22 protein-coding genes and 1 tRNA gene are annotated in these 23,390 nt (G+C 67.2%); 10 read left to right on the forward strand and 13 right to left on the reverse strand.

The features are described from left to right. The first annotated feature begins 48 nt into the window (after nucleotides 1–48). The 4 genes from fabZ to lpxB all read left to right on the forward strand — a co-directional run bounded on the left by fabZ (nucleotide 49) and on the right by lpxB (nucleotide 3,352). Nucleotides 49–528 carry a 3-hydroxyacyl-ACP dehydratase FabZ gene (fabZ, locus tag JHW45_RS07595; RefSeq protein WP_272860275.1) on the forward strand — a complete coding sequence of 160 codons (480 nt, stop codon included), beginning with the start codon at nucleotides 49–51 and terminating at the stop codon, nucleotides 526–528. Beyond that, entirely contained in the window at nucleotides 521–1,309 is a 789-nt protein-coding gene (gene lpxA / locus JHW45_RS07600) for an acyl-ACP--UDP-N-acetylglucosamine O-acyltransferase (protein WP_272860276.1), read from the forward strand. The genes fabZ and lpxA overlap by 8 nt, the downstream gene beginning before the upstream one ends. Continuing rightward, nucleotides 1,306–2,106 (forward strand): LpxI family protein, encoded by an 801-nt coding sequence (locus tag JHW45_RS07605; RefSeq protein ID WP_272860277.1) that lies wholly within the window; start codon nucleotides 1,306–1,308, stop codon nucleotides 2,104–2,106. The genes lpxA and JHW45_RS07605 overlap by 4 nt, the downstream gene beginning before the upstream one ends. Before the next feature lie 85 nt (nucleotides 2,107–2,191). Then, a complete protein-coding gene (gene lpxB / locus JHW45_RS07610) occupies nucleotides 2,192–3,352 on the forward strand; it encodes a lipid-A-disaccharide synthase (protein ID WP_272860278.1) in 1,161 nt (386 codons plus the stop codon). On the opposite strand, the gene JHW45_RS07615 is transcribed toward lpxB, so the two are convergent. The 3 genes from JHW45_RS07615 to JHW45_RS07625 form a co-directional block, all read right to left on the reverse strand. Next, nucleotides 3,330–3,680 carry a RidA family protein gene (locus JHW45_RS07615; protein ID WP_272860279.1) on the reverse strand — a complete coding sequence of 117 codons (351 nt, stop codon included), beginning with the start codon at nucleotides 3,678–3,680 and terminating at the stop codon, nucleotides 3,330–3,332. The two genes, lpxB and JHW45_RS07615, sit on opposite strands and share 23 nt — an antisense overlap. 4 nt (nucleotides 3,681–3,684) lie before the next feature. Continuing rightward, the gene (locus JHW45_RS07620; RefSeq protein WP_272860280.1) at nucleotides 3,685–4,440 is read right to left on the reverse strand and encodes a sulfite exporter TauE/SafE family protein; all 756 of its coding nucleotides are present in this window, start codon (nucleotides 4,438–4,440) and stop codon (nucleotides 3,685–3,687) included. A gap of 26 nt (nucleotides 4,441–4,466) precedes the next feature. Next, nucleotides 4,467–4,540: transfer RNA gene (locus tag JHW45_RS07625), tRNA-Gly, on the reverse strand. A 159-nt stretch (nucleotides 4,541–4,699) separates the two neighbouring features. Between JHW45_RS07625 and selD the strand changes: the two genes are divergently transcribed. Then, complete coding sequence (selD, locus tag JHW45_RS07630; RefSeq protein WP_272860281.1) at nucleotides 4,700–5,755, forward strand: selenide, water dikinase SelD; 1,056 nt, start codon at nucleotides 4,700–4,702, stop codon at nucleotides 5,753–5,755. 58 nt (nucleotides 5,756–5,813) lie between these two features. Here the strand turns inward: selD and JHW45_RS07635 are convergent, their stop codons facing one another. The 6 genes from JHW45_RS07635 to JHW45_RS07660 form a co-directional block, all read right to left on the reverse strand. Continuing rightward, nucleotides 5,814–7,661, reverse strand: a complete 1,848-nt coding sequence (locus tag JHW45_RS07635; protein WP_272860282.1) for an ABC transporter ATP-binding protein — start codon at nucleotides 7,659–7,661, stop codon at nucleotides 5,814–5,816. A 2-nt stretch (nucleotides 7,662–7,663) separates the two neighbouring features. After that, the gene (locus JHW45_RS07640; RefSeq protein ID WP_272860283.1) at nucleotides 7,664–8,689 is read right to left on the reverse strand and encodes an oligopeptide/dipeptide ABC transporter ATP-binding protein; all 1,026 of its coding nucleotides are present in this window, start codon (nucleotides 8,687–8,689) and stop codon (nucleotides 7,664–7,666) included. Continuing rightward, on the reverse strand, nucleotides 8,682–9,785 hold the full coding sequence (locus JHW45_RS07645) for an oligopeptide/dipeptide ABC transporter ATP-binding protein (protein ID WP_272860284.1): 1,104 nt from the start codon (nucleotides 9,783–9,785) through the stop codon (nucleotides 8,682–8,684). The genes JHW45_RS07640 and JHW45_RS07645 overlap by 8 nt, the downstream gene beginning before the upstream one ends. 1 nt (nucleotide 9,786) lies before the next feature. Continuing rightward, entirely contained in the window at nucleotides 9,787–10,713 is a 927-nt protein-coding gene (locus JHW45_RS07650; RefSeq protein WP_272860285.1) for an ABC transporter permease subunit, read from the reverse strand. A 3-nt stretch (nucleotides 10,714–10,716) separates the two neighbouring features. Beyond that, a complete protein-coding gene (oppB, locus tag JHW45_RS07655) occupies nucleotides 10,717–11,640 on the reverse strand; it encodes an oligopeptide ABC transporter permease OppB (RefSeq protein ID WP_272860286.1) in 924 nt (307 codons plus the stop codon). A 91-nt stretch (nucleotides 11,641–11,731) separates the two neighbouring features. Next, nucleotides 11,732–13,336, reverse strand: a complete 1,605-nt coding sequence (locus JHW45_RS07660) for a peptide ABC transporter substrate-binding protein (protein ID WP_272860287.1) — start codon at nucleotides 13,334–13,336, stop codon at nucleotides 11,732–11,734. Nucleotides 13,337–13,465: 129 nt separating this feature from the next. Here JHW45_RS07660 and cobU point away from each other — a divergent pair, with 129 nt between their 5' ends. The 5 genes from cobU to JHW45_RS07685 all read left to right on the forward strand — a co-directional run bounded on the left by cobU (nucleotide 13,466) and on the right by JHW45_RS07685 (nucleotide 18,300). Beyond that, nucleotides 13,466–13,996, forward strand: a complete 531-nt coding sequence (gene cobU / locus JHW45_RS07665) for a bifunctional adenosylcobinamide kinase/adenosylcobinamide-phosphate guanylyltransferase (RefSeq protein WP_272860288.1) — start codon at nucleotides 13,466–13,468, stop codon at nucleotides 13,994–13,996. Next, entirely contained in the window at nucleotides 13,983–14,936 is a 954-nt protein-coding gene (gene cobT / locus JHW45_RS07670) for a nicotinate-nucleotide--dimethylbenzimidazole phosphoribosyltransferase (protein ID WP_272860289.1), read from the forward strand. Before cobU ends, cobT begins: the two co-directional genes overlap by 14 nt. Further along, nucleotides 14,929–15,651: an adenosylcobinamide-GDP ribazoletransferase gene (locus tag JHW45_RS07675; RefSeq protein ID WP_272860290.1), complete on the forward strand. Its 723-nt coding sequence runs from the start codon at nucleotides 14,929–14,931 to the stop codon at nucleotides 15,649–15,651. Before cobT ends, JHW45_RS07675 begins: the two co-directional genes overlap by 8 nt. A 115-nt stretch (nucleotides 15,652–15,766) precedes the next feature. After that, nucleotides 15,767–16,408, forward strand: coding sequence for a TRAP transporter small permease subunit (locus JHW45_RS07680; protein WP_272860291.1), 642 nt, complete (start codon nucleotides 15,767–15,769; stop codon nucleotides 16,406–16,408). Then, the gene (locus JHW45_RS07685; protein ID WP_272860292.1) at nucleotides 16,405–18,300 is read left to right on the forward strand and encodes a TRAP transporter large permease; all 1,896 of its coding nucleotides are present in this window, start codon (nucleotides 16,405–16,407) and stop codon (nucleotides 18,298–18,300) included. Before JHW45_RS07680 ends, JHW45_RS07685 begins: the two co-directional genes overlap by 4 nt. An 85-nt stretch (nucleotides 18,301–18,385) precedes the next feature. Here the strand turns inward: JHW45_RS07685 and JHW45_RS07690 are convergent, their stop codons facing one another. The 4 genes from JHW45_RS07690 to JHW45_RS07705 form a co-directional block, all read right to left on the reverse strand. Beyond that, entirely contained in the window at nucleotides 18,386–19,510 is a 1,125-nt protein-coding gene (locus JHW45_RS07690) for a TRAP transporter substrate-binding protein (protein WP_272860569.1), read from the reverse strand. Nucleotides 19,511–19,727: 217 nt separating this feature from the next. Then, a complete protein-coding gene (eno, locus tag JHW45_RS07695) occupies nucleotides 19,728–21,002 on the reverse strand; it encodes a phosphopyruvate hydratase (protein ID WP_272860293.1) in 1,275 nt (424 codons plus the stop codon). Between the two features lie 69 nt (nucleotides 21,003–21,071). Next, nucleotides 21,072–21,761, reverse strand: coding sequence for an endonuclease/exonuclease/phosphatase family protein (locus tag JHW45_RS07700; RefSeq protein ID WP_272860294.1), 690 nt, complete (start codon nucleotides 21,759–21,761; stop codon nucleotides 21,072–21,074). 106 nt (nucleotides 21,762–21,867) lie between these two features. After that, nucleotides 21,868–23,268, reverse strand: coding sequence for a protein adenylyltransferase SelO (locus JHW45_RS07705; RefSeq protein WP_272860295.1), 1,401 nt, complete (start codon nucleotides 23,266–23,268; stop codon nucleotides 21,868–21,870). Nucleotides 23,269–23,390 lie beyond the last annotated feature (122 nt).

A 23,390-nucleotide genomic window follows, 5' to 3' on the forward strand; every position in this document is an offset into this window, starting at 1 on the left:
AGCCGGGGCGGCATTGCTAACCCGACGAAAATCGCCGAAGGATCGCACATGGCCGACGCAACGCGCACCCCCGCCCCTTATACCGAGGCCGATCTGGCGCTGATCAAGCGGATCATCCCTCATCGCTATCCGTTCCTGTTCATCGACAGGGTCCGCGACATCGTCCCGCACGAGGGCGGGATCGGGATCAAGAACGTCACCTGCAACGAGCCGCATTTCCAGGGCCATTTCCCCGACGAGCCGGTGATGCCCGGCGTCACCATCATCGAGGCGATGGCCCAGACCTCGGCCGTGGTGGTGGGCATCAGCATGAACATCATCGACAAGCCGCTGGCGACCTATTTCATGGGCATCGACAAGTGCAAGTTCCGGCGCATGGTGGTGCCCGGCGACGTGCTTGAACTGCACTGCAAAGCGGTGCGCGGCGGCGGCAAGATCTGGAAGTTCGAGGGCCGGGCGCTGGTCGGCGGCCAGCTTTGCGCCTCGGCCGAGTTCACGGCGATGATGGCGCTGAAGGCCGATGACTGACACCCGCATCCACGCCAGCGCGGTTGTCGAGGCGGGCGCCCGCATCGGCGCGGGCGTCGAGATCGGACCGTTCTGCGTGGTCGGCCCGCAGGTCAGCCTGGGCGACGGCGTGGTGCTGAAATCGCATGTGGTCGTCACCGGCGACACGCTGATCGGCGACGGCACGACGATCTTTCCCTTCGCCTCGATCGGAGAGGTTCCGCAGGACCTGAAATTCCGCGGCGAACATGTGCGGCTGGAAATCGGGGCGCGCAATCGAATTCGCGAATATGTCAGCATGAATCCGGGGACCGAGGGCGGCGGCGGCGTCACCCGGATCGGCGATGACGGGCTGTTCATGGCGGGCAGCCATGTGGCCCATGATTGTCAGGTCGGCGACCGGGTCATTCTGGTCAACAACGCCTCGGTCGCGGGCCATTGTCATCTGGGCGACGACGTGATCGTGGGCGGGCTGTCGGGCGTGCATCAATGGGTGCGGATCGGACGCGGCGCGATGATCGGCGCGGTGACGATGGTGACCGCCGACGTGATCCCCTACGGGCTGGTGCAGGGGCCGCGCGGCCATCTGGACGGGCTGAACCTGATCGGGCTGAAACGCCGCGGCGCCAGCCGGGCCGACATCGCCGCGCTGCGCGGCCTGCTGGCGCGTCTGGGGCAGGGCTCGTTCCGCGACGCCGCCCGCGACTGCGCCGGCGCTGACGTGACTGCGATGGAACGCGACGTGCTGGATTTCATCCTCGGCCCGTCCGACCGTTCCTTCCTTGCGCCGAGGCCGGCATGAGCCGGATCGCCGTGATCGCGGGGCAGGGGCGGCTTGCGCCCGCCGTGATCGCCGCGCTGGACGATCCGCTGGTCTATGCGCTGGACGGGTTTGCGCCGCCCGAGATCGCCGCGACCCCCTTCCGGCTGGAACGGCTGGTGCCCTTCATCGACGATCTGCTGGCGGCGGGCGTGGGCCGGGTGGTCTTTGCCGGCGCGGTCCGGCGTCCGCGCCTTGACCCCGAGGCGTTCGATCCGCGCACGGCGCAGCTGGTCCCGCGGATTCTGGGCGCCATGCAGTCGGGCGACGACGCCGCGCTGCGCGAGGTGCTGAAGGTGTTCGAGGAAAGCGATCTGGCCATCTGCGGCGTGGGCGAGGTGATCCCCGACCTGATCCCCGAACCCGGCGTTCTGGCCGGCGATCCGACCGGGGCCGACCGGCGCGACGCCGCGCGCGGGGCCGAGATCCTGTCAGGCACCGGACATTTCGACATCGGACAGGGCGTCGTCGTGGCGCAGGGGCTGTGCCTGGCCATCGAGACGCTGCCGGGCACCGAGGCGATGCTGGATTTCGCCCGCCTCCATGCCGGGCTGCGCCCCGATCCGAACGGCGCGCGCGGCGTGTTTTTCAAGGCGCCCAAGCCCGGTCAGGACCGCCGGGTCGATCTGCCCACCATCGGCCCCGACACCATTGCGCAGGTCGCCGCGGCCGGGCTTGCGGGCATCGCCTGGCAGGCCGGCGGCGTGATCGTTCTGGACCGGGACGAGACCGTTCGCCGCGCCGAGGCGGCAGGGGTGTTTCTGTGGGCACGGGAATGATCCTGCCTGCGTGGCGGCAAGAAATGCTGGCGTCTTGCGCCCCGGTCACATACCCATAGGGCGACGCAGCAACCGGAAGGCGAGCATGAAGTTCTTCCTGATCGCGGGCGAACCGTCGGGCGACCAGTTGGGCGCGGCGCTGATGGCCGGGCTGCGGACGCTGTCGGCCGATGTGGAATTCTGCGGCATCGGCGGTCCGCTGATGCAGGCGCAGGGCATGGACAGCCTGTTCCCCATGGACGAGCTGAGCCTGATGGGCATCTGGGAGGTGATCCCGAAATACCGGCACCTGAAACGGCGCATCGCCCAGACCGCGCAGGCGGTGACGAAAGCCGCGCCCGACGCGCTGATCACCATCGACAGCCCCGATTTCTGCCTGCGCGTGGCCCGCGCGGCGCGGGCGCAGGACCCCGATCTGCGCACGATCCACTATGTCGCGCCCTCGGTCTGGGCGTGGCGCGCGGGGCGGGCGCTGAAAATGGCGCAGGTGATCGACCATGTGCTGGCGATCCTGCCGTTCGAGCCGCCCTATATGCAGGCGGCGGGGATGAGCTGCGATTTCGTCGGCCATCCGGTGGCCACCGCCCCGATCGGCGGCCCGAACGAGGCCGGGCTGTTCCGCGCCGCACACGGCATCGCCGCCGATGCGCCGGTGGTGCTGTGCCTGCCCGGATCGCGCAAATCCGAGGTCGAACGGCTGGCCGGCCGCTTTGACGAGGCACTGATGCGGCTGCGCGACCGCGTCCCCGAGATCCGGGTGGTGCTGCCGACGGTGCCGGGGGTGGCGCATATGGTGCGCGACATGGCGCGGCGCTGGCCGTGGACGCCGGTCGTGGTCGAAGAGCCGGACGAAAAGATCGCGGCCTTCGCGGCGGCCGATCTGGCGCTGGCGGCCTCGGGCACGGTCAGCCTGGAACTGGCGGCCAACCGGATCCCGATGGTGATCGGCTATGACATGGCGCCGATCAGCCGGCTGCTGGTGCGGCTGCTGCTGAAGACCGATACGGTGACGCTGGTCAATCTGGTCAGCGACACCCGCGCCGTGCCCGAGTTTCTGGGCCGCGATTGTCAGCCGGGACCATTGGCCCACGCGTTGCAGAACGCGCTTGAGGACATGACCGCGCGCAAGGCGCAGCTTGACGCGATGGACCTGACCATGGACCGGCTTGGCAAGGGCGGCGAGGCGCCGGGGCTGCGCGCCGCACGTTCGGTCCTGGGGGCGGTCAGAGAACCGCGGTCACCATGATCTCGACCTTGTAATCCGGGGTGGCCAGCTTCGCCTCGCCGGTGGCGCGGGCCGGGGCATGGCCGGGTGCGACCCATGCGTCCCAAACCTTGTTCATGGCCGCGAACTCGGCGGCGATGTCGGACAGCCAGATCTGGACCGAAACGATGCGCGTCTTGTCGGTGCCGGCCTTTCGCAACAGCGTGTCGATCTGCGACAGGATCGCGCGGGTCTGATCCTCGGCCGGCTTGCCCGGCGCGCCCGTCTGTCCGGCCAGCCAGACCATGCCGCCGGCGACGACCGCCTGGCTCATCCTCTGGCCCGATTCGATGCGTTTGATGTCGGTCATGTCGTCATACTCCGTTGAACAGGCGCCAGAAGAAGATCGCCGTCATCCCGAACCCGACCCCCGCGATCAGCAGGCGCAGCGCGTGGCGCGGAATCCGGCGGGCAAGCGGCGCCCCGGCATAGCCGCCGGTGATGGTTCCCGCCGCCATGATCGCGGCGGACACCCACACGATCTTGCCACCGATGGCGAAGACTGCAAAGGCGATCACCGACAGCGCGAAGGACAGCCAGCTTTTCAGCCCGTTCATCTGGTGCAGATCGCTCATCCCCCACATGGCGAAGACGGCCAGCATGATGATCCCCAGACCGCCGTTGAAATAGCCGCCATAGATCGACATCGGCAGCAGCGTGCCCAGCCCGAACGGCGTGACCACCGACCGCCAGCGCGAGGCATAGGTGCGGATCGGCCCGGACCAGTAGAAGACCACCGTGGCGACCAGCAGCAGGAACGGCACCAGCACCGAGAACGCCGCGTTCGAACTGACCAGCAGCAGCCCGCAGCCCACGGTCCCGCCGATCACGGTCCACACCGTGAGCTTCAGCATCGGCGCATCCTGGATCGCCGCGATGTCGCGGCGAAACCCAAGCGTTGCGGCCAGATAGCCGGGCAGGGCGGCCACGGTCGAGGTCGCGTTCGCGGCCACCGGCGGCACGCCCAGAAAGACCAGCATGGGAAAGGTGATGAAGGTCCCGCCGCCGGCGATCGTGTTCAGGATGCCGCCCAGCACCCCGGCGAAGAAAAGCAGGGCGATTTCAAGCATCCGGACCTTCCGAACTGGCAGGAGAGTGGAGCGGGTGAAGGGAATCGAACCCTCGTCGTAAGCTTGGGAAGCTTCTGCTCTGCCATTGAGCTACACCCGCGACGGGGATGTGATTACTGCGTCATCGGGCAAGCTGCAAGGCCAAAGCGATGCGGCAGGGGCGCGTCACGATGTGCGGGCGCGCATCCCGGCGCGGTGAAGCCCCTTGTTCGATATGCGCGGCGCGGTCTATCCTGCGCGCCGGCAGAAGGAGATTTCCATGGACACCCCGATTTCCGGCGAACCGCGTCTGACCTCGCTGTCGCATGGCGGCGGCTGCGGCTGCAAGATCGCGCCGGGCGTGCTGGCCGGTCTGCTGCGCGGCACCTCGATGCTGCCGGTGCCCGAGGCGCTGATCGTCGGCATCGAAACCTCGGACGACGCCGCGGTCTATCGGCTGAACGACGATCAGGCGCTGGTGGCGACGACCGACTTCTTCATGCCCATCGTGGACGATCCGCTGGATTTCGGACGGATTGCCGCCACCAACGCGATCAGCGACGTCTATGCCATGGGCGCGGTGCCGATCATGGCGCTGTCGCTGGTCGGGATGCCCATCGACGTGCTGTCGCCCGAAACCATCGCCCGGATTCTGGAGGGCGGGGCCGCCGCCTGCCGCGACGCGGGCATCCCCATCGCCGGCGGCCACACCATAGATTCGGTCGAGGCGATCTATGGCCTGGTGGCGATGGGTCTGGTGCACCCCGATCGCGTCAAGCGCAATTCGGGGGCAAGGCCGGGCGATGTGCTGATCCTTGGCAAGCCGCTTGGCGTGGGCGTGATGTCGGCGGCGCTGAAGAAGGGGGTTCTGAGCCAGGACGGCTATCGCGCGATGATCGCGGCCACCACGCGGCTGAACACGCCGGGGCCGGACCTGGCGCAGATCGACGATGTCCATGCGATGACCGACGTGACCGGGTTCGGGCTGGCCGGACACGCGCTGGAAATGGCGCGCGGATCGGGCTGCGACATCCGGCTGGACTGGGGGTCGGTGCCGCTGCTGGCGGGGGCGCGCGATCTGGCGGCGCAGGGCCATGTCACCGGCGCCTCGGGCCGCAACTGGGTCAGCTATGGCAACGACGTGTCGCTGCCCGACGGGTTCGCCCGGATCGAGCGCGCCCTGCTGTCGGACCCGCAGACCAGCGGCGGACTGCTGGTAGCCTGCGCGCCCGGCAGCGCCGACCGGGTTCTGCGCGTCTTTCGCGATCATGGCTTCGCCGAGGCCGCCGTCATCGGCGAGGCGGTCGAGGGCGCGGGGCGGCTGGTGCTGTCCTGACCCGGACCGCCCGCGCGGGCGGCGGCGGTGGAGGGGTATTTGGGCAAAGAAGAAGCCGTCAGCGATAGCCCTGCGCCTGCAATTCGAACAATTCGCGATAGCGGCCGTCGCGGGCGACAAGCTGGTCATGCGTGCCCTGATCCTGCACCCGTCCCTGTTCGATCACGATGATCCGGTCGGCCATCCGGACGCTGGAAAACCGGTGCGAGATCAGCAGGGCGGTGCGGCCGCTGGACAGATCGCCGAAGCGCTGGAACACCTCGAACTCGGCGCGGGCGTCCAGCGCGGCCGTCGGCTCGTCAAGGATCAGGATCTGCGCGTCGCGCATATAGGCGCGCGCGATGGCCAGTTTCTGCCATTCGCCGCCCGACAGATCCAGCCCGTGGGCAAAGCGTTTGCCGACCATCTGGTCATAGCCTGCCGGCAAGGTGGCGATTACCCGATCGGCCAGCGCCCGTTCGGCGGCGGATTCGATGCGGGGCCGGTCGTCGCGCGCCTCGATCCGGCCGGCGGCGATGTTGTCGGCCGCCGACATGGCATAGCGCACGAAATCCTGAAAGATCACCCCCACCGCCGCGCGCAGCTGATCCAGGTCGTAGTCGCGCAGATCGCGCCCATCCAGCAGCACCCGCCCCTCGGTCGGGTCGTAAAGCCTTGCCAGCAGCTTGACGATGGTGGTCTTGCCCGCGCCGTTTTCGCCCACCAGCGCGACCGTCTCTCCGGCGGTCAAGTGGAACGACAGATGGCGCACGGCCCACCGTTCCGCCCCCGGATAGCGGAACCCGACCCCATCGAAGGTGATGCCCTGCGTGATCGGCTGCGGCACCGGCCGCGCATCGGGGCGCGAGGCGATGGCGGGCCGTTCGTCGAAAAAGCGATACAGATCGTCCAGATACAGCGCCTGCGCCGCCATGTTCGAGAATGAGGACAGCAACCCCTCGATCAGCCCGCGCAGCCGCAGGAAGCTGCCCGACAGGAACGTCAGATCGCCAAGCGACAGCGTGCCGGTCAGCGTGCGCCCCAGGATCCACAGATAGGCCCCGTAATAGCACAGCGTGCCGATTCCGGTCAGCGCCGCCATCGCCACCAGTTGCCGCCGGTTGATCGCGCGGTTCTCGGCGTAAAAGCGTTCGGCCAGTTCCAGATAGCGGTCGCGCAGAAACGCGTTCAGGCCGAAGATCTTGACCTCCTTGGCGGAATCCGAGGTGGCGCCGATCATCCGCAGATAGTCGCGTTCGCGCCGTTCGGGCGCACGACGCCAGTTCATCTGGTATAGTTCGGCGTTGAAATGCATCTGCCCGATCAGCGTCGGGATCAGCGCCGCCAGCAGCAGGGCGACCAGCCACGGGTTATAGGCGATCAGCCCCGCGCCGAAGGTGATGACGGTCAGGCTGTCCTGCAATTGCTGCATCACCTGATTGACCAGCGGGATGCGGCCCATCGTCTGGCGGCGCGCCCGGTCCAGCCGGTCCTGAAACCCCGCATCCTCGAAACTGGCCAGATCCAGCGCGGCGGAATGATCCATCAGCCGGATCGACAGCGAGATGACCAGCCGTTCCTGCAACAGGCTGTCGGCATAGGTCACCAGCCGGCCGAGCAGATCGGATGCCAGCGCCAGCCCCAGCTCGGCCAGGACCAGCAGCGTCAGGGGGTGCACCAGACCCGATTCCCACCATCCGGCCAGCGTGTCGGGGCGGGCATCCAGCGCGATCAGGCGCACGACCTCGTCGATGATCAGCTTGCCGATCCACAGCATCGCGACCGGCATCACCGCGCGCACCAGCCGCAGCGCGATCATCGTGCCGGCCAGCACCGGGCTGGCCCGCCAGACCATCGCAAGGAACGGCGGGATGTTCTTCAGCGCCGCCCAACGCGCGGCATAATCGGGCGCGTCGGGACGGGCCATCGTCAGGCGGTTTCGGTCTGGCGGGCGCGGGCGATTTCGGCCTCGGTCAGCGGGCCGGGGAAATGGCACGCCGTCTTGCGGTCCGCGCCTTGCAGCGCCGGCACCTGTTCGGCGCACAGGGACTGGGCGCGCGGGCAGCGGGTGCGAAAGACGCAGCCCGACGGCGGGTTCAGCGGCGAGGGCAGATCGCCCGACAGCGGCACCACCGTCGCCGCCGGGTCATGGGCGGGATCGGGCACCGGCACCGCCGACAACAGCGCCTGCGTATAGGGGTGCTGCGGATCGGCATACAGCGTGTCGGTCGGGCCGACCTCCATCACCTTGCCCAGATACAGCACCATCACCCGGTCGCTGATATGTTTCACCACCGACAAATCATGGGCGATGAAGATCAGCGCAAGCCCCAGTTCGCGTTGCAGCCGGATCAGCAGATTGATCACCTGCGCCTGGATCGAGACATCCAGCGCGCTGACCGGCTCGTCGCAGATGATCAGCCGGGGTTCCACGATCAGCGCGCGGGCGATGCCGATGCGCTGGCACTGGCCGCCGCTGAATTCGTGCGGATAGCGGTTGATCTGGTTGGGCAGCAGCCCGACCTTTTCCATCATCGCCTTGACGCGATCCTTCACCTCGGCCGATTTCAGGCCGGGGTGATGGGTCTTCAGCGGCTCGGCGATGATCTGGCCCACCGTCATGCGCGGGTTCAGCGAGGCCAGCGGGTCCTGAAACACCATCTGGATCTCGCGCCGATATTTCATCATCTGCCGGGGCGACAGCCCGACCAGATCGCGCCCGTCGATCCATTCGGCCCGCCCCCGCGCCGGGACCAGCCCGATCAGGGCGCGCGCCAGCGTGGATTTGCCGCACCCCGATTCGCCCACGACGCCCAGTGTCTCGCCGGGGTTCAGGCTGAAATCGACGCCGCCCACGGCATGCAGGTTTCGCGGCGCGGACCACGGCATCGCCCCGTCGCGCCCGATCTGAAAGGTGACGCGCAGGTCCCGCACGTCCAGCAGCGGCTTAGTCATGGTCATCCACCTTGGCTGGGGTTCCGGCCATGCCGGCACCGGCGACGGCGGCACGTGGAATGGCCTGATCGATGGTCTGGTCCGACACGGCGGGTTCGACATCCGTCAGCGGCCGGGTCTGGCGCCGGGCCCGCACATCCTCCAGCGGCGCAAAGCAGGCGCGGGCGCGTTCGGGGGCGAACCCTTCCAGCGGCGGACGTTCGGTCGCGCATTCCGGCCGGCGATAGGGGCAGCGCGGCTCGAACGCGCAGCCGGCGGGCGGGCGCGTCATGTTGGGGGGCGAGCCGGGGATGGCGGACAATTCGTCGCCCTTCTGGTCGATCCGCGGGATCGCGTGCAGCAGGCCCTGGGTATAGGGATGCGCGGGATCGTGAAACAGCGGCCCGGCCGGTCCCGTCTCGCGGATGCGGCCGCCATACATCACGGCCACGCGTTCGCACGACCCGGCGACCACGCCCAGATCATGCGTGATCAGGATCATCGCCATGCCGAATTCCGATTGCAGATCGGCCAGCAGCGCCATGATCTGCGCCTGCACCGTCACGTCCAGCGCGGTCGTCGGCTCATCCGCGATCAGCACCTGCGGACGGCACAGCAGCGCCATCGCGATCATCACCCGCTGGCGCATGCCGCCGCTGAACTCGTGCGGATACAGCCGGATGCGGCCTTTCGCGTCGGGGATCTTGACCGCATCCAGCATCCGCACCGATTCGGCCACCGCCTCGCGACGTGACATGCCCTTGTGCAGGGTCAGAACCTCGGCCATCTGGTCGGCCACCCGCATGTATGGGTTCAGCGAGGTCATCGGGTCCTGAAAGATCATCGCGATCTTCTCGGCCCGGATGCGGTTCAGGACGCGGGCCGGGGCGTTCAGGATCTGCTGGCCGTCGAACCGGACGCTGCCGGTGGCGCGGCCGTTCTTGGCCAGAAGCCCCATGACCGCAAAGGACAGCTGCGATTTGCCGCTGCCCGATTCGCCGACGATGCCGACGGTTTCACCCGGATCGACGGACAGCGACACACGGTTGGCCGCCTGCACCTCGCCGTCATTGGTGGCAAAGCGGACGGACAGATCGTCGATTTCCAGCAACGCCATCTTAACGGTCCTTCGGGTCAAGTGCGTCGCGCAGGCCATCGCCCACGAAGAAAAAGCCGAACAGCGTGATCACGAAGAAGAACAGCGGAAAGGCCAGCTGCCACAGCGTGCCGTAATTCATCGTCCCCGCCCCTTCCGAGATCAGCGCCCCCCACGAGGTCAGCGGTTCCTGCACGCCAAGACCCAGGAAGCTGATGAAGCTTTCGGTCAGGATCATCAGCGGCACCAGCAGCGTGGCATAGACGGCGACCACGCCCAGCAGGTTCGGGACGATATGGCGCAGGATGATCTTCCACGCGGGAACGCCGGTGGCGCGCGCCGCCTCGATGAATTCGCGGTTCTTCAGCGACAGGGTCTGGCCGCGCACGATGCGCGACATGTCCAGCCAGGAAATCAGGCCGATGCCCAGAAACAGCATCGCAATGGATCGCCCGAACATCACCAGCAGCAGGATCAGCACGAACATGTAGGGGATCGACATCAGGATATCGACGGCGCGCATCATGACCTGATCGGTGCGCCCGCCCACATATCCCGCCGTCGCCCCGTAAAGCGTGCCCACGATCACCGCGATGGTCGCGCCCACGATCCCGACCATCAGGCTGATCTGGGTGCCCTGCACGGTGCGCGCGAACAGGTCGCGGCCCAGATCGTCGGTGCCGAAATAATGGCCGTTCTGGATCGAGGGCTGGCCCATCGTGGCGACCTGACCCATGACGTTGAAATCCAGATCCTCGTTCGACCAGACCGCAAGCTGGTCGCCGAACAGCGCAAACAGCGCCACCAGAACCAGGATCACCATGCCCGCCATCGCGGCCTTGTTGCGCAGGAAACGCTTGCGCGCATCGGCCCATGGGCTGCGGCCCTTGACCTCGTCCTGCGACATGCGCGCGGCCAGCGATTGCATCTTCTGCTGTTCGATCACCATGGCTTAATACCGGATTTTCGGGTCGATCCACGCATAGAGGATATCGACGACAAGGTTGAACAGGATGGTCAGCGCCCCGACCAGGATCGTCACGCCCATCATCACCGCATAGTCGCGGTTCAGCGCCGAATCGACGAAGGCCTTGCCGATCCCGCCGGTCGAGAAATAGATGTCGATGACGACCGATCCGGTGATCATCGACACGAAGACTGGACCCAAATAGCTGATCACCGGCAGCATCGCCGGTTTCAGCGCGTGGCGCATGATGACGCGGCGTTCGGGCATCCCCTTGGCGCGGGCGGTGCGGATATGGTTGCTGCCCAGCACCTCCAGCATCGAGGATCGGGTGATCCGCGCGATCGAGGCCATATAGCTTGTGCCCAAGGCGATCACCGGCATGACCCAGAAGCTGGGATCGTTGAACGACCAGCCGCCGCCGGGCAGCAGCCGGTACCACAGCGTGAAGATCAGCACCAGGATCGGCGCCATCACGAAATTCGGCAGCACCTGCGCCCCGATCGAGACGCCGACGGCCATGTAGTCCCAGAAGCTGTTGTGCCGGATCGCGGCGATCACCCCCAGGGCGACGCCGATCAGCACGGCAAGCGCGAAGGACAGCGTGCCATAGGTCAGCGTGACCGGAAATCCGGCGGCGATCAGCTGATTCACCGTCCGGTCGGGATAGACGAAGCTGGGGCCGAAATCGAAATGCACGACGATGCCGTAAAGATAGTTCCAGATCTGCCGCCACAGCGGCTGATCCAGCCCGTATTTCGCGTTCAGGTTCGCCAGAACCTGCGCGGGCAGTTCGCGTTCCTGCGTGAACGGCCCTCCGGGCGCCATGTGCATCAGGAGGAAGGAAAAGACGATCAGCAGCAGCAACGTAGGAATCGCCACGGCCAGCCTTCGCACGATGTATGCCAACATCGGGTACAGCCTTTCTGTGCAGGATACGGGGGCGGCCGGCCTGTCGGGATGCCGGAAGGGACGGACCCTTCCGGCAGGACAGGGCGCGGCCTTATTCGGCGGTGCGATACATGTCCTTGGCGTACCAGGTGTTCATCACGTTCTCCAGCGGCACGCCCTTCAGCGTGGGCTTGAACATCTGCGCCTTGGCATAGTGATAGACCGGCACAAGTCCCATGTCCCCGATCAGGATCTGCTCGGCCTGACGGTACAGTTCGGCCGGGTTTTCGGCGGTGGCCGATTCGGACAGAAGCCGGTCGTAATCGGCGTTCGACCACTTGCCGTTATTGTAGCCATCGGTGCGGAAGTAATCGAGATAGGTCGAGGGTTCGTTGTAATCCGCGCACCACGCATAGCGGGCCACCTCGAAATCCTGGTTCTGCAAACGGTCGGTGTGCACCTTCCATTCATAATTGGCCAGCGACGCCTGAACGCCGATCGCCTTCCAGAACTGCTGCACGGCGACGGCCAGCTTCTTGTGATCCTCGGACGTGTTGTACTGGATCGTCAGCTTCAGCGGGTTGTCCGGGCCATACCCTGCCTCGGCCAGCAGTGCCTTGGCCTTCTCGATCCGCTCGGGCTGGGTCCAGTGCGACATCTCGATATCGGGGGCCTCGAAACCCTCGGTCGCCCAGTGGGTCCAGTAATAGGCCGGTTCCTGCCCGCCCTGCAGGATCTTGTCCACGATAATGTCGCGATCCACGCCATAGGCAAGCGCCTGACGGACCTTCAGATCCTTCAGCGCCTCGGGGCCCTTGTCGGACAGGTTGAACAGATAGGCATAGGAACATGACCACGGCACCGTCACGGTCTGGTCGGGATATTCCTCCTTCAGGCGCGGAAACTGGCCGGCGGGCAGCGAATCCATCCAGTCAAGCTCGCCCGCGAGATAACGGGTCAGGCCGATATTCTGGTCGTTCACGGTGACGAATTTCACCGTCTCGATGATGGTGTTGTCGGCGTCCCAGTACTGGTCGTTCTTCACCGCCGTCGCCACGACGCCAAGATCGTGGTCCTGCAGCACATAGGCGCCGTTGCCGACCATCTTGCCGGGCTGGGTCCAGTTGTCGCCCTCGGCCTCGATCACCTTCTGGGGGACCGGATAGGTGGTGGCGTGCGACAGCGTCTTCAGGAAATAGGGCGTCGGCTTGGACAGCGTCACTTCCAGCGTCTTGTCATCGACGGCCTTCACGCCAAGTTCTTCGGGCGACTTGTCGCCCTTCACCACGTCAGAGGCGTTGGCGATGTTCATCAGTTCGATGAACCACGCATATTCGCTGGCCGTGGCCGGATCGGCGGCGCGGCGCCACGCATAGACGAAATCGCCCGCCGTGACCGGGTCGCCGTTCGACCAGTTCGCATCGCGGAGATGGAAGGTATAGGTCAGCCCATCCTCGCTGACCTCGTGGCTTTCGGCGGCGCCGGGGATCATCGCGCCGGCCTCGTCCTCGTTCATCAGGCCTTCGAAAAGCTGCCGGATCATGTCCGAATCCGTACGTGTCGTGGTCAGCTGCGGGTCCAGCGACTTGATCGCGTCCAGGATCCAGTAGTTCAGGCCCTGCTGATCGGCCAGGTTCTCGCCCTCTGCGGGCTGCGCGGCAAAGGCGGGCGCGGCCAGCGCGGCGGCCAATGCGGTCGTCACGATGAATTTTCTCATCGTCAACTCCTCCAGGTTGAATGTCGGCGTCTTGTGCACCGGAATGGGGCGAAGTTAGCCAAACTGCGGCCGAGGTAAAGACGGATTGCCGCTTTCCTCGCCTGCCGGCTTGTGGAACAGATGCCGGCGATGAGCCGGGATGGACATATCACGCTGGTGACGGGCGGGGCGCGGTCGGGCAAATCGGCGCTGGCCGAAAGGCTGGCGGCGCGGCACGGCACGGCGCGGATCTATGTGGCCACGGCGCAGCCGGGCGATGCCGAGATGGCCGAACGGATCGCCCGGCATCGCCGCCGCCGCGGCGCAGGCTGGCGGACCGTCGAGGAACCGGTCGATCTGGCCCGCGCGCTGCGCGAGACGGACGGGCAGGGGGTGCGGCTGGTCGATTGCCTGACGCTGTGGCTGTCGAACTGTCTGGGGTCCGAAGATATCGACGCGCTGATCGCCACCCTGCGCGCGCAGGCGTCGCCCGTCGTGCTGGTCACGAACGAGCTGGGGCAGGGGATCGTGCCCGACAACGCGCTGGCGCGCCGGTTCCGCGACCGCCACGGCTGGATGAACCAGGCAGTGGCCGATGCCGCCGACGAGGTCTGGATCTCCATCAGCGGCCAGCCGCTGCGCCTGAAACCTGCACGAGGGAACGAGGATGACGGAATTTGACCCGACGGCGGCCCAGGCCGCACGCGAACGTCAGGACAGCCTGACGAAACCGCCCGGATCGCTTGGCCGGCTTGAGGATCTGGCGATCTTCATGGCCGGCTGGCAGGGGCAGGCGCGGCCCCGGCTGGACCGCGCGCAGGCGCTGGTCTTTGCCGGTAATCACGGCGTCGTGGCCCAAGGGGTCAACCCGTTCCCGGCCGAGGTCACGGCGCTGATGGTGCGCAACTTCGCGGCGGGCGGGGCGGCGATCAACCAGCTTTGCAAGATCGCCGGCGCCAGCCTGTCGGTCGTGCCGCTGGATCTGGACCGGCCGACCGACGATTTCACGCAAGGCGCGGCGATGTCGCCCGACGAGGTCGCGGCGGCGATGCATGCGGGGGCCGATGCGGTGGACAAAGACGCCGACATCCTGATCCTGGGCGAGATGGGGATCGGCAATTCGACCGTGGCGGCGGCGCTGGCGGCGTCGGTCTTTGGCGGCCGGGCCGAGGATTGGGTCGGCCCCGGCACCGGCGCCGAGGGCGAGGTGCTGGACAACAAGCGTCGCGCCGTCGCAGCCGGGCTGGCGCGTCACGAACCGGTATCGGCCCGCACGACGCTGGCCGCCTTCGGCGGGCGCGAACAGGCCGCGATCTGCGGCGCGGTGCTGCGCGCGCGCGAGTTGGGCCTGCCGGTGATCCTGGACGGCTTCATCTGCACCGCCGCGGCGGGCGTGCTGATCCGCGACGACGCGGACGCGCTGGCCCATTGCCTGATCGGCCATGAAAGCGCCGAACCCGGTCATCGCCGGCTGATCGCCTCGCTGGGGATGCAGCCGGTGCTGTCCCTGGACATGCGGCTGGGCGAGGGGACGGGAGCGGCGGTCGCGCTGATGGTGCTGCGGGGCGCGATTGCCTGTCACGACGGCATGGCCACCTTCGCCGAGGCCGGCATTGCCTGAGCGCGCGGCGCAGCTGCTGCTGGCGCTGGTGTTTCTGACGCGGGTTCCGCTGGCGCATCTGCTGCCGGCGCGCCGGCTGCGCCTGTCAGGCAGCGCATGGGCCTTTCCAATCGTGGGCGCGGCGGTCGGCGGGCTGGCCGCGCTGCCGCTGCTGTGGTCCGGCCCGCCTTTGCTGATGGCGGTGCTGTCGGTGGCGCTGTCCGTCTGGCTGACCGGCGCGCTGCACGAGGATGCGCTGGCCGATCTGGCCGATGCGGCGGGCGGGCGCGATGCCGAATCCCGGCTGGCGATCATGCGCGATTCGCGGATCGGCAGCTTCGGCACGATGACGCTGCTGCTGGTCACCGCCGCACGAATCGCGTCGCTGAGCGTGCTTGGCCCGTGGCACCTGATCGCCGCCTCCGCCGGCGGGCGCGCGGGTATCGTGCTGGCGATGGCGCGGCTGGCGCCTGCGCGGCGCAACGGGCTGGGCCGGGATGCGGGCAGGCCGGGCACGCGCAGCGTCGCCGCAGCCGGGCTGATCGCGCTGTTGCTACTGTTTCCCGCGGGACCGGCTGCGTGGGCCGCGCTGGCGGCGGGGCTGACAGCCAGCCTGCTGGTGATGCGCCGGGCGCGGATCTGGCTGGGCGGCCAGACCGGCGACGTTCTGGGCGCAACCTCGGTCCTGACGGAAACCGCGATGCTGGTGGCGTTCGCGACATTCGGCGCACGCTGAGACCGGATTTTGTTGACGCAGCACCCGCCTTTCGCGCATACCCGCGGCGGATAAAAGACCGGCCGGCGCGGCCGGCAAGGCGCGACCCCGCGCGCCGTGATCGAGGGAGGATCTCATGGGCGGCCTTCTGGCCCTGTCTCGCGGCATCGACCGTATCAACACCGTCATCGGTCGCAGCGCGTCGTGGCTGATCCTGCTGGCGATCTTCGTCAGCGCGACCAACGCGGTCATCCGCAAGATCTTCAGCATCTCGTCGAATGCCTGGCTTGAGTTGCAGTGGTATCTGTATGGCGGGGCGTTTCTGCTGGCCGCCGCCTATACGCTGCTGGAGAACGAACATATCCGGATCGACATCCTGTATGGCACGCTCAAACGCCGGACCCAGCACTGGATCGACCTTCTGGGCACGATCTTTCTGCTGATGCCGGTGGTGATGGTGACGCTGTGGTTCGTCTGGCCATGGCTGCTGCGCAGCATCAATTCGGGCGAGATGTCGATGAACGCAGGCGGCCTGATCCTGTGGCCGGCCAAGACGCTGCTGTTCGTGGGGTTCCTGCTGCTGTTTCTTCAGGGCATTTCCGAAATCATCAAGAAGATCGCGGTGATGCGCGGGTTGATCGACGATCCGCACCCGCCGACCAGCCATCACGCCCCGATCGAGGTGGACGAGAATCTGCGGGCGCTGACCGGCTTCGACTATGACGAACAGGCGCCCGAAACGCGGCGCGACGACCTGCGCAAGGATGACCGCACATGATGGAACTCATTGCGCAGAACATGGCGCCGATCATGTTCGTCTCGCTGATCGTCTTCCTGCTGCTGGGCTATCCGGTCGCCTTCGCCCTGGGGGCCAACGGGCTCTTGTTCTTCGTGATCGGGGTCGAACTGGCGCCGCTGTCGAACGGGTCGATCAATCTCAGCTGGCCGCTGCTGCGCGCGATCCCCGACCGGTTCTTCGGAGGGGTCGTCGCCAACGAGACATTGCTGGCCGTGCCGTTCTTCACCTTCATGGGCATCGTGCTGGAGAAATCCGGCATGGCCGAGGATCTGCTGGACACGATCGGCCAGCTTTTCGGCCCGGTGCGCGGCGGTCTGGCCTATGCCGTCATCATCGTCGGCGCGCTGCTGGCGGCGACGACCGGCGTGGTCGCGGCCTCGGTCATCGCGATGGGGCTGATCTCGTTGCCGATCATGCTGCGCTATGGCTATGACAGGCGGGTGGCGGCGGGGGCGATCACCGCGTCGGGAACGCTGGCGCAGATCATTCCGCCGTCGCTGGTGCTGATCGTGCTGGCCGACCAGCTTGGCCGTTCGGTCGGCGACATGTACAAAGGCGCGCTGATCCCCGGCCTGATCCTGACCGGGATCTATCTGGGCTATATCTTCGTGCTGTCCATCGTGCGGCCCGATTCCGTTCCCGCCCTGCCCAAGGAGGCGCGGACCCTGGGGTCGGGTCTGACCTCGCTGCTGGTGGCGCTGGCGGCGGGTGTCGGGGTGTTCTGGCTGTCCTGGAGATGGCTGTATCCCACGCAGGGCAACGATGCCGACATTCTGGCCGCGGCAATCGCGGTGATCGCGGTCTATCTGGTGGCGCTTGCCGACCGGTCGCTGAAGATCGGGCTGATGTCGCGCCTGGCGCAGCAGGTGGTGATCGTGCTGATCCCGCCGCTTGCGCTGATCTTTCTGGTGCTGGGCACGATCTTTCTGGGCGTCGCCACCCCGACCGAGGGGGGCGCGATGGGCGCGGTCGGCGCGCTGGCCCTGGCCGGCGTCAAGCGGCGGCTGAATCTGGGCGTGATCAGTTCGGCGCTGGCCTCGACCACGCGGCTGTCGGCCTTCGTCATGTTCATCCTGATCGGCGCGCGGATCTTTTCGCTGACCTTCTATGGCGTGAACGGCCATCTGTGGGTGGAACATCTGCTGACATCGCTGCCGGGCGGCGAATACGGCTTTCTGGTCGCTGTGTCGCTGCTGGTGTTCCTGCTGGCGTTCTTCCTCGACTTCTTCGAGCTTGCGTTCATCATCGTGCCGCTGCTGGCCCCCGCGGCCGAGACGCTTGGGATCGACCTGATCTGGTTCGGCGTCATTCTGGGCGTGAACATGCAGACCAGCTTCATGCATCCGCCCTTCGGCTTTGCGCTGTTCTATCTGCGATCCGTGGCGCCGCAGGCCCCCTATACGGACCGCGTCACCGGCCAGACGATGCAGCCCGTGAAGACCAGCCAGATCTATTGGGGCGCGGTGCCGTTCGTGTTCATCCAGATCGTGATGATCGCGGTGGTGATCACCTTCCCGCAGCTGGTCATGCACTACAAGGGCGCGCCGATCGAGGCGTCGGGCGCCCGCATCCAGATCCCCTCCGGGGGTGAGGGCGGACTTGGCGGGCTGGGCGGCTTTGGCGGGTTGGGCGGCTCGCCCTTCGGTCAGGCGCCGGCGGGCGGCGAGCAGGGCGGCACCGGGGCGACCCCCGACATCGGCCTGGGCGGCTTGGGCGGTCTACCCAATTTCGGCGCGCCGGCCGACGGACCCGCCGAACCCGCGCCCGGAACCCAGGCCGCGCCGGCGGGCGAAGCCGAGGGTGCATCCTCCGGCAATTCCGGCGGGCTGGGCCTTGACGGTCCCCCGCCCGGACTTGGCGGCGGCAACTGACGACGACAGGGCGCAGCCTGCGCGTCGAAAGAAAACGGCCGCCGCGATCCCTCGCGGCGGCCTTTCTGCATCCGGCGGGCGCGCCTTACTGGCTGCCGCCCGGTTCCAGCTTGCCGTTGCGCTGCTGGATCATCATGAACGTGTCGAACGTGTATTCCGCCGTCTGGGCATAGAGATACCAGTCGTTGCGATAGGGCAGCATCGCCTCGTACTGTTTCTTGAACCACTCGTTCTCGTTCGACAGTTCGGCATAGACCTCGTTCGCGGCCTCGAACGCGGCGTTCATCACATCCTCGCTGAAGGACCGCAGCTGCGCGCCGGCGCCGACCAGTTCCTTCAGCGCGGTCGGGTTCTTCATGTCGTATTCGGCCAGCATGTTCTGGTCGACCGCCTGACAGCAGGACCGCAGCAGCGACTTGTAGGTGTCGGGCAATTCGTCCCACTTGGCCTTGTTGATGAAGAAGCTGACCGACGGTCCGCCCTCCCAGAAGCCGGGGTAATAGTAATACGGCGCAACCTTCTGGAATCCCAGCTTGTTGTCGTCATAGGGACCGACCCATTCGGCGGCGTCGATGGTGCCCTTCTCCAGCGAGGGATAGACGTCCCCGCCGGCCAGTTGCTGCGGCACGACGCCCAGCTTTTCGACCACCCGGCCGGCCAGCCCGGAAATCCGCATCTTCAGCCCCTGAAGATCGGCCAGCGTGTTGATTTCCTTGCGATACCAGCCGCCCATCTGCACGCCGGTATTGCCGCCCGGAAACGCGATCAGGCTGTATTGTTCCAGAAATTCGTTGTAATTCTCGATCCCGCCGCCGTGATAGTTGTAGGCCGCCTTGGCGCGGGCCGAGAAGGTGAAGGGCAGATCGGCGCCGCAGGCGAAGGCCGGGTCCTTGCCCCAGTTGTAATAGCCCACCGAATGCGCGCATTCGACGGTGCCGTCGGTGGCGGCGTTGATCGCGTCCAGCCCCGGCACGATTTCGCCCGCGGCGAATACCTGGATGTTGAACTTGCCGTCGGTGGCTTCCTTCAGCCTAATCGACAACTCGTCTCCGCCGCCGAAGATCGTGTCCAGCGATTTCGGAAAGGACGAGGCCAGTCGCCAGTTGATCGTCGGCGACTCCTGCGCGATGGCAGGCGCGGCCAGGGCCGTGCCGGCCGCCGCCGCCGCCCCGCCGACCGAGGCGCGGGTCAGAAAGGAACGCCGATCCAGGCTTTTGGAATCTTTCATGTAATCTCCTCCAAGCGGGTCGGATGGGGCGTGTGCCCCGACGATTTTCCGCCCTGCATGGCGCCGCAGTTTAGCCACTGTTCGACATCTGTCGAGGGGGCAGCGCGGTCAGAGTTTCCGCTTTTTCACCTGCCTTCACGTCACCCGGGCGCAACGCGGTCCCGGTCCCGACGCAGGACAGGCGCCGGGGCCGGACCTTTCAGCGCAGGATCGACCGGCCGGCGTATTCGGCCGTCTCGCCCAGCATTTCCTCGATCCGGATCAGCTGGTTGTATTTCGCCAGCCGGTCCGACCGCGCCAGGCTGCCGGTCTTGATCTGGCCGCAATTCGTGGCGACCGCCAGATCCGCGATGGTGGCGTCCTCGGTCTCGCCCGAACGATGGCTCATCACGCTGGTAAAGCCCGCGCGATCGGCCATGCGCACCGCGTCCAGCGTTTCCGACAGCGTGCCGATCTGGTTGACCTTCACCAGCAGGCTGTTGCCGCAGCCCCGCGCGATGCCGTCGGCCAGACGCGCCGGGTTGGTCACGAACAGATCGTCGCCGACCAGCTGCACCCGGTCGCCAAGCCGGTCGGTCAGCAGCTTCCAGCCGTCCCAGTCATCCTCGGCGCAGCCATCCTCGATCGACAGGATCGGATAGTCGCCGCACAGCCCCGCCAGATACTCGACGTTCTCGGCCGGCGACAGCGATCTGCCCTCGCCCGTCATCTCGTATGTGCCGTTCCTGAAATATTCGGTCGCGGCGCAGTCCAGCGCCAGCATGATGTCGTCGCCGGGCCGGAAGCCCGCCTTTTCGACCGCCCGCAGGATGAAATCCAGCGCGTCGCGGGTGCTGGACAGGTTCGGCGCAAAGCCGCCCTCGTCGCCGATGCCGGTCGACAGACCCGCCGCCGACAATTCCTTCTTCAGCGTGTGGAAGATCTCGGACCCCATGCGCACGGCCTCGCGGATGTTCTCCGCCGCGACCGGCATGATCATGAATTCCTGGATGTCGATGGGGTTGTCGGCATGTTCGCCGCCATTGATGATGTTCATCATCGGCACCGGCAGGATGCGCGCCGCCGTGCCGCCGACATAGCGATACAGCGGCTGCATGCAGTCCTCCGCCGCAGCCTTCGCCACCGCCAGCGACACGCCGAGGATGGCGTTCGCGCCCAGGCGGGCCTTGTTCGGAGTGCCGTCCAGATCGCACATCAGCGCGTCGATGGCGCGCTGTTCGGTGGCATCCTCGCCGATCAGGTTTTCCGCGATCTCGCCGTTCACGGAGGCCACCGCCTCCAGCACGCCCTTGCCCAGGTAACGCGCCGCATCGCCATCCCGCTTTTCGACCGCCTCGTGCGCGCCGGTGGACGCGCCCGAGGGCACGGCCGCGCGGCCCATCGTGCCATCCTCCAGCGTCACATCGACCTCGACTGTCGGATTGCCGCGACTGTCCAGAATCTCGCGGGCGAAAATGTCGATAATGGCGCTCATCGGGTCCTCCGTTGCCTTGGGTCAGCGCCTACATAGCGGCGCGCCGCACAGGCCGAAAGCCGCAATCTGTCAGGGCACCACGATCTCGGCCCAGATCGGCAGGTGGTCCGACGCCTCGCGCGCGCCGGCGCCGGTGAATACGCCGTGGCGGCGCAGGGTCAGGTGCTGCGACATGGCGATCCGGTCCAGACGAAAGCGCGGCATCGGCGCGGGGTACGAGGGGCCGGGCGCGATCACCCGGAACCCGGCCAGCGATTCAAGCCCGCGATCGTCGCGCCATTCGTTGAAATCGCCCAGCAGGACGATGTTGTCGTCGGCGATCCGCGACGCCTGCGCCGTGATCCGTGCCAGCTGCGCCCGGCGCGACGACCGCGCCAGCCCCAGATGAACCCCGATGACGGTCAGCGTCGGAAACCGCAGAACCAGCGCGCCGCGCGGCTCGATCCCAGGCAGGGGCAGGCGCCGGACCACCGCCTCGTCGGCCAGATCGGGTCGCATCAGGATGGTCTGCCCGTGCCAGCCAAGCGAGTTCGCGCCGGTGCGCCCGGTGATGTCGGCGGGCACCAGCCCGGTGGTCCGCGCGATCAGCGCGCGTGGCAGCGCCTCGGGCCGCGCGCCATAGCGGAAATCGACCTCTTGCAGCGCGATGATGTCGGGCTTCAGCGCGGCGATGACGGCCAGATTGCGTTCGGGCGCGTGCGGGCCGGTCAGCCCGCGACATTTGTGCAGGTTATAGCTTGCAATTCGCAGCACCGTCATCGCCCCGTCCGCCTCGCACTCTTTCAAAATACCTTGGGGGGAATCCTCTGCAAGAGGATGGGGGGCAACGCCCCCCTTTGCCTCGGTCCCGGCCGGAATTGCGGCCTCAGGTGCCGCAGAAGGTCTGGCGGACCGCCTCGTCGGGGCGCGGGGCGCGGGCCAGGTCGCGCCACTCGGGGCGATCCTCGCGCGGATGGGTGACCGCCTCGAACAGGCGCTGGAAGGGCGCAAGATCGCCGTCGACGGCGGCGCCGATTGCCTCTTCCACGCGGTGGTTGCGCGGGATGCGGCGCGGGTTGGCATGTGCCATCAGCGCCGGGTCGGGGTCCTGCGCCTGCCAGTCCTGCGCCCACAGGTCGAACGCCTCGCGGTCGCTGAACTCGTCGCGCGCGGTGCCGTCGGCAAGCCCCGCGAAGACGCGGGTGAAATCCGCCCGCTGGGCGGCCATCATCGACAGCAGGCGTTCGGCCAGATCCTGGACCGGCGCGGCCTCGGTCAGGCCCAGCTTTTCCCCGAACAGCCGCAGCCACGCCGCCTGATACAGCGGCGCGAAGGCGTGGACGGACCGGGTCGCCGCCTCGACCGCCGCCTCACGCTCGCCCATCAGCGGAATCAGGCAGGTGGCGAACTGCGCCAGGTTCCAGACCGCGATCTGCGGCTGCTGCGCCCAGGCATAGCGGCCCATCTGGTCGATGGACGAGAACACGGTATCGGGATGATACACATCCATGATTGCGCAGGGACCATAGTCGATGGTCTCGCCCGAAATGGCCATGTTGTCGGTGTTCATCACCCCGTGGATGAAGCCAAGCGCCATCCAGCGCGCAATCGTCTCGGCCTGCCGCGTCACGACATGATCCAGCAGCGACAGCGGCCCGGTCGCCTGCGGATAATGGCGTGCGATGACGTGATCGGTCAGCGCGGCCAGCGCGTCCTCGTTTCCGCGCACGGCGAAATACTGGAAGGTGCCCACGCGGATATGGCTGGACGCAACGCGGGTCAGCACCGCACCGGGCAGGCCGTCATCGCGCCAGACCGTCTCGCCGGTGGTCACGGCGGCCAGGGCGCGGGTCGTGGGCACGCCCATCGCGTGCATGAATTCGCTGACGACATATTCGCGCAGCACCGGACCCAGCCACGCGCGCCCGTCCCCGCGCCGCGAGAACGGCGTCTTGCCGCTGCCCTTCAGCTGGATGTCGAAACGCGCCCCGTCCGGTGCGACCACCTCGCCCAGCAACACCGCGCGCCCGTCGCCAAGCTGCGGCACGAAGCCGCCGAACTGATGGCCGGCATAGGCCTGCGCGATGGGCTCGGCCCCTTCGGGCATGGTGTTGCCGGCAAACATCGCCACGCCCGCCGGACCTTGCAGCCAGTCGGCGTCAAGCCCCAGACGCCGGGCCAGATCGGCGTTCAGGGCCAGCAACGCGGGCTGGCTGACCGGCGTCGGCCGGACGCGGGCGAAAAAGCCGTCGGGCAGGCGGGCATAGCTGTTGTCGAAATGGATCATGGCGGCCTCCTGCCTTTCATCTAGGCACCGGGCGCGTCCACGAAAAGGGCCGGCTGCGCGGAAGGCGGGGCGAATGCGGGACCATGCGCGCCCGCCGCGGCACTTGCACGATCATCTTCGCG

The organism is Paracoccus stylophorae, assembly GCF_028553765.1.
GTDB lineage: Bacteria > Pseudomonadota > Alphaproteobacteria > Rhodobacterales > Rhodobacteraceae > Paracoccus > Paracoccus stylophorae.

Bases quoted from the DNA above. Each gene is read 5' to 3' on its own strand.
- JHW45_RS07680 (WP_272860291.1), top strand. From the start codon at position 15,767: ATGGGCGGCCTTCTGGCCCTGTCTCGCGGCATCGACCGTATCAACACC.
- JHW45_RS07605 (WP_272860277.1), top strand. From the start codon at position 1,306: ATGAGCCGGATCGCCGTGATCGCGGGGCAGGGGCGGCTTGCGCCCGCC.
- JHW45_RS07650 (WP_272860285.1), bottom strand. From the start codon at position 10,713: ATGGTGATCGAACAGCAGAAGATGCAATCGCTGGCCGCGCGCATGTCG.
- oppB (WP_272860286.1), bottom strand. From the start codon at position 11,640: ATGTTGGCATACATCGTGCGAAGGCTGGCCGTGGCGATTCCTACGTTG.
- JHW45_RS07685 (WP_272860292.1), top strand. From the start codon at position 16,405: ATGATGGAACTCATTGCGCAGAACATGGCGCCGATCATGTTCGTCTCG.
- cobT (WP_272860289.1), top strand. From the start codon at position 13,983: ATGACGGAATTTGACCCGACGGCGGCCCAGGCCGCACGCGAACGTCAG.
- JHW45_RS07700 (WP_272860294.1), bottom strand. From the start codon at position 21,761: ATGACGGTGCTGCGAATTGCAAGCTATAACCTGCACAAATGTCGCGGG.
- lpxB (WP_272860278.1), top strand. From the start codon at position 2,192: ATGAAGTTCTTCCTGATCGCGGGCGAACCGTCGGGCGACCAGTTGGGC.
- cobU (WP_272860288.1), top strand. From the start codon at position 13,466: ATGAGCCGGGATGGACATATCACGCTGGTGACGGGCGGGGCGCGGTCG.
- fabZ (WP_272860275.1), top strand. From the start codon at position 49: ATGGCCGACGCAACGCGCACCCCCGCCCCTTATACCGAGGCCGATCTG.
- JHW45_RS07620 (WP_272860280.1), bottom strand. From the start codon at position 4,440: ATGCTTGAAATCGCCCTGCTTTTCTTCGCCGGGGTGCTGGGCGGCATC.
- lpxA (WP_272860276.1), top strand. From the start codon at position 521: ATGACTGACACCCGCATCCACGCCAGCGCGGTTGTCGAGGCGGGCGCC.
- JHW45_RS07645 (WP_272860284.1), bottom strand. From the start codon at position 9,785: ATGGCGTTGCTGGAAATCGACGATCTGTCCGTCCGCTTTGCCACCAAT.
- JHW45_RS07705 (WP_272860295.1), bottom strand. From the start codon at position 23,268: ATGATCCATTTCGACAACAGCTATGCCCGCCTGCCCGACGGCTTTTTC.
- JHW45_RS07660 (WP_272860287.1), bottom strand. From the start codon at position 13,336: ATGAGAAAATTCATCGTGACGACCGCATTGGCCGCCGCGCTGGCCGCG.
- JHW45_RS07635 (WP_272860282.1), bottom strand. From the start codon at position 7,661: ATGGCCCGTCCCGACGCGCCCGATTATGCCGCGCGTTGGGCGGCGCTG.
- JHW45_RS07640 (WP_272860283.1), bottom strand. From the start codon at position 8,689: ATGACTAAGCCGCTGCTGGACGTGCGGGACCTGCGCGTCACCTTTCAG.
- JHW45_RS07615 (WP_272860279.1), bottom strand. From the start codon at position 3,680: ATGACCGACATCAAACGCATCGAATCGGGCCAGAGGATGAGCCAGGCG.
- eno (WP_272860293.1), bottom strand. From the start codon at position 21,002: ATGAGCGCCATTATCGACATTTTCGCCCGCGAGATTCTGGACAGTCGC.
- selD (WP_272860281.1), top strand. From the start codon at position 4,700: ATGGACACCCCGATTTCCGGCGAACCGCGTCTGACCTCGCTGTCGCAT.